We start from the raw sequence: 2,919 nt of genomic DNA, 5'->3' as shown, positions 1-2,919 counted from the left end.
CCGGCGTTCGGTACTGTCCCGACGGGGCCGCCCGCACAGCGGCGGCCCGGACCACACCGTCGGACCGGGACAGCATCAGAACATGAACGCTCGAAGCCCGTTGGGGCTGGCGGCCGCGCTGCCGCGCGCCCTCCGGGAGTATCCGCGCCGCTCTCCACTGACGCTCGGGTTCGTCGCACTGCTCCTGCTCGGGCACGTCTGGATCGAGTACGGGCCGTCCGAGGAGCAGGCGGACTCGGTACGGGCGTACCTCAGCACCAACCTGGACAACCTGCACGACCACCCGGTCCGCGCGCTGTTCGGCAGCGCGCTGCTGTTCGACGGCACGCTCGCCGACGTCCTCTCGACGGGCTTCGGCTCGACGCTGATCACCCTGGGCCTCGGCGTCTGCGTCGGCCTCGCCTGGGTCGAGCACCGGTACGGGAAGCTGCGGGCCGTCGCCGTGTTCCTCGCCGGACACATCGGCGCCACCCTGGTCACCGCCGTGGTCATCCTGCTGGCCCTGCACGAGGGTTGGTACGCGGAGGACGTCCGCCAGGCCTCGGACTACGGCATCAGCTACGGCGCCCAGTCGGCCCTGGCGCTCGGCGTCCTCGCCGTACCCCGCTGGGCCCGGCTGCCCTGGGCCGCCTTCGTCCTCGCCTGGCCACTCGGCGGCGGCGGTGGCCACTGGCCGGGCCCGCTCCCGGAGTTCACCACCGTCGGCCACCTCCTCGCCGCCGCCATCGGCTTCGCCCTGGCGGCGGCCCCGGCCGCCCGCCGCCGGCCCGACTCCCTCGCCACCGCAGGCACCGACAGCTGAGGATCCCCGCCGAGCCCTGTCAGCGCCGGCGGTCGGCGGCGAGCTCGGTCAGCAGCCGCTCTATCGACTCCAGCCGCTGCCGCAGCTCCTCCACGTCGCCCCGGGTGGCGCTCTGTTCGGCCGCCTTGAGGGTGACCAGGAGTTGTCCGTCCGGCTCCAGCCGGGCCCGGGCGACACCGCTGACGTTGTCGCCGTTCTGCACCCGGATCGCGTGCTCCAGTTCGGACGGGCGCAGCGCCAGGTCGCGCAGTGCGCCGGGCACCAGCTTGCCGTCCTTGACGACGGTGGTGGCCGAGCCCTCCAGGAAGCGTGCGGCGCGCGGGTCGCGGGCGAGCCAACGGGTGACGCCGGAGTTCACCGCGACCAGGGTCACCGCCCCGATCGCCCCGCCGAGCAGGCTGTTGTCGTTGCCGATGATGGCGTTCTGCACCACGTTGGACAGCAGGAAGACGACCACCATGTCGAAGGTGTTCAGCCCCGCCAGCCCGCGTTTCCCCGCCAACCGGAACAGGATCAGGATCAGCGCGTAGACCGCGATCGTGCGGAGGATCTTCTCCGCGATCGGGATCTGGACGGCCATCAGGTCATGCCACATGGGCCCCGCTCCTCTCACCGCGCCCCGAGGGACGGACCCTCGGGAGGCGGGCTCTCCGAAACGGGGCCGACGCTACGCTACCCGCGCCGCTTCGGCTTCCCCCGCCGGGCGGCGGCCGTGCCCCGGCCGCTCCCCGCCGCCTTCGGCTTCTGCCCGCCCGACCTCTGCTGGCCTCCGGTCTTCTGCTGGCCGCCGGACTTCTGCTGGCCTCCGGTCCTCTGCTGCTGGGGCTTGCGCTGCGCCGCCGCCTTCTTCGCCGGAGCGGCCGGAGCGGCCGCCTGCCCGGCCCCGCGCCCGCGCGAGCTGTTGACCGTACGGCCCCGGACGATCCCGATGAACTCCTCCACCAGGTCCGTCGTCCGCTCCTGCGGCCAGGACAGCGCCACCTGGGACTGCGGCGCCTCGACCACCGGCCGGTAGGTGAGGTCCCGCCGGTGGTGCAGCCGGGCCAGCGACTGCGGCACCAGCAGCACGCCGACGTTGGCCGCCACCAGTTCGATCGCGTCCGCGGTGGTCTCCGGGCGCGAGATGGCGGGGCGCCCGGGCAGCGCGTCGGCGGCCCAGCCGAGGGTGTCGTCGAGCGGGTGGAAGAGCACCTCTTCGGCGAGGTCGTCGAGGGTGACCTCCTCGGCGGCGGCGAGCCAGTGGTCCTTGGGGAAGACCACGACGGTGGTCTCGGTGTACAGCGGGATGGCGCTGAGCACGTCCTTGTCGACCGGCAGCCGGACCAGCCCGGCGTCCGCCGAGCCCTCCCGCAGGGTGCGCTCGGCGTCGGCGGCGGAGAGCGCGACGAGGTCGAGCGGCACGTCCGGGAGCCGCTCACCCCAGACCCGGGCCCATTTGCCGGGGGTCACGCCCGGGACGTACGCGAGCCGGAAGGACGGGTTCACCTGCATGTCTGTCACAGGGCAAGGCTACCGACCGTGACCAGGAGCGCCCGCGCTCCCTTACCCTTGTCTGCATGACATCGCTCAAGCAGAAGACCAGCCAGACCATGAAGCCGGCCACGGCGGCCAAGAAGCTGGGGATCTACCTCGCCGCGGCGCCGACCGACTTCCAGGAGGGCGTGGTCTCCCGCGAGGAGCTGAACACGCTGCAGGCCGAGCCGCCGCAGTGGCTCCAGGAGCTGCGCAAGAACGGCCCGCACCCGCGCCCGGTGGTCGCCGCCAAGCTCGGTGTGTCGATCTCCGGCCTGGCCCGGGGCGGCGTGACCGAGGCGCTCACCACCGACGAGATCGAGGCGATCAAGGCCGAGAACCCGCTCTGGCTCCAGCACGAGCGCGCCAACCAGGTGGACGTGCGCAAGGAGACCGTCCGGATCAAGGCGAAGCACGAGAAGGAGGCCAAGGAGGCCGCGGCCAAGGCCGCCAAGCAGGCCTGAGGAGCGGGCTCACCCCGCTGACCTGCCGAATCGCGCGCTCCGCCGCCGATTGTCAGACCCCTGCGCTTGGATGGTGCCGGCGTTCGTCCTCAGCCGACGGACGCCGGCACAGTCGTGAGCACAACCGATACGGGAGGCAAG

4 protein-coding genes are annotated in these 2,919 nt (G+C 72.7%); 2 read left to right on the top strand and 2 right to left on the bottom strand.

Annotated elements, in window-relative coordinates; genetic code table 11:
* Positions 1 to 82 precede the first annotated feature (82 nt).
* Positions 83 to 802, top strand: a complete 720-nt coding sequence (locus J0670_RS34610) for a rhomboid-like protein (protein WP_207816382.1) — start codon at positions 83 to 85, stop codon at positions 800 to 802.
* 19 nt (positions 803 to 821) lie between these two features.
* On the opposite strand, the gene J0670_RS34605 is transcribed toward J0670_RS34610, so the two are convergent.
* Both J0670_RS34605 and J0670_RS34600 read right to left on the bottom strand, forming a co-directional pair.
* Positions 822 to 1,397 carry a DUF421 domain-containing protein gene (locus tag J0670_RS34605; protein ID WP_207816381.1) on the bottom strand — a complete coding sequence of 192 codons (576 nt, stop codon included), beginning with the start codon at positions 1,395 to 1,397 and terminating at the stop codon, positions 822 to 824.
* Positions 1,398 to 1,474: 77 nt separating this feature from the next.
* Complete coding sequence (locus tag J0670_RS34600) at positions 1,475 to 2,302, bottom strand: LysR family substrate-binding domain-containing protein (RefSeq protein ID WP_374223232.1); 828 nt, start codon at positions 2,300 to 2,302, stop codon at positions 1,475 to 1,477.
* A 56-nt stretch (positions 2,303 to 2,358) separates the two neighbouring features.
* On the opposite strand from J0670_RS34600, the gene J0670_RS34595 reads away from it, so the two are divergent.
* The gene (locus J0670_RS34595) at positions 2,359 to 2,778 is read left to right on the top strand and encodes a DUF5997 family protein (RefSeq protein WP_207816380.1); all 420 of its coding nucleotides are present in this window, start codon (positions 2,359 to 2,361) and stop codon (positions 2,776 to 2,778) included.
* Positions 2,779 to 2,919: the final 141 nt, after the last annotated feature.

The sequence above is a fragment of the Streptomyces sp. FH025 genome, assembly GCF_017427025.1.
Taxonomy (GTDB): Bacteria; Actinomycetota; Actinomycetes; order Streptomycetales; family Streptomycetaceae; genus Kitasatospora.
The sequence above is the reverse complement of the archived record's forward strand: the minus strand, read 5'-3'. Positions and strand labels throughout refer to the sequence as shown.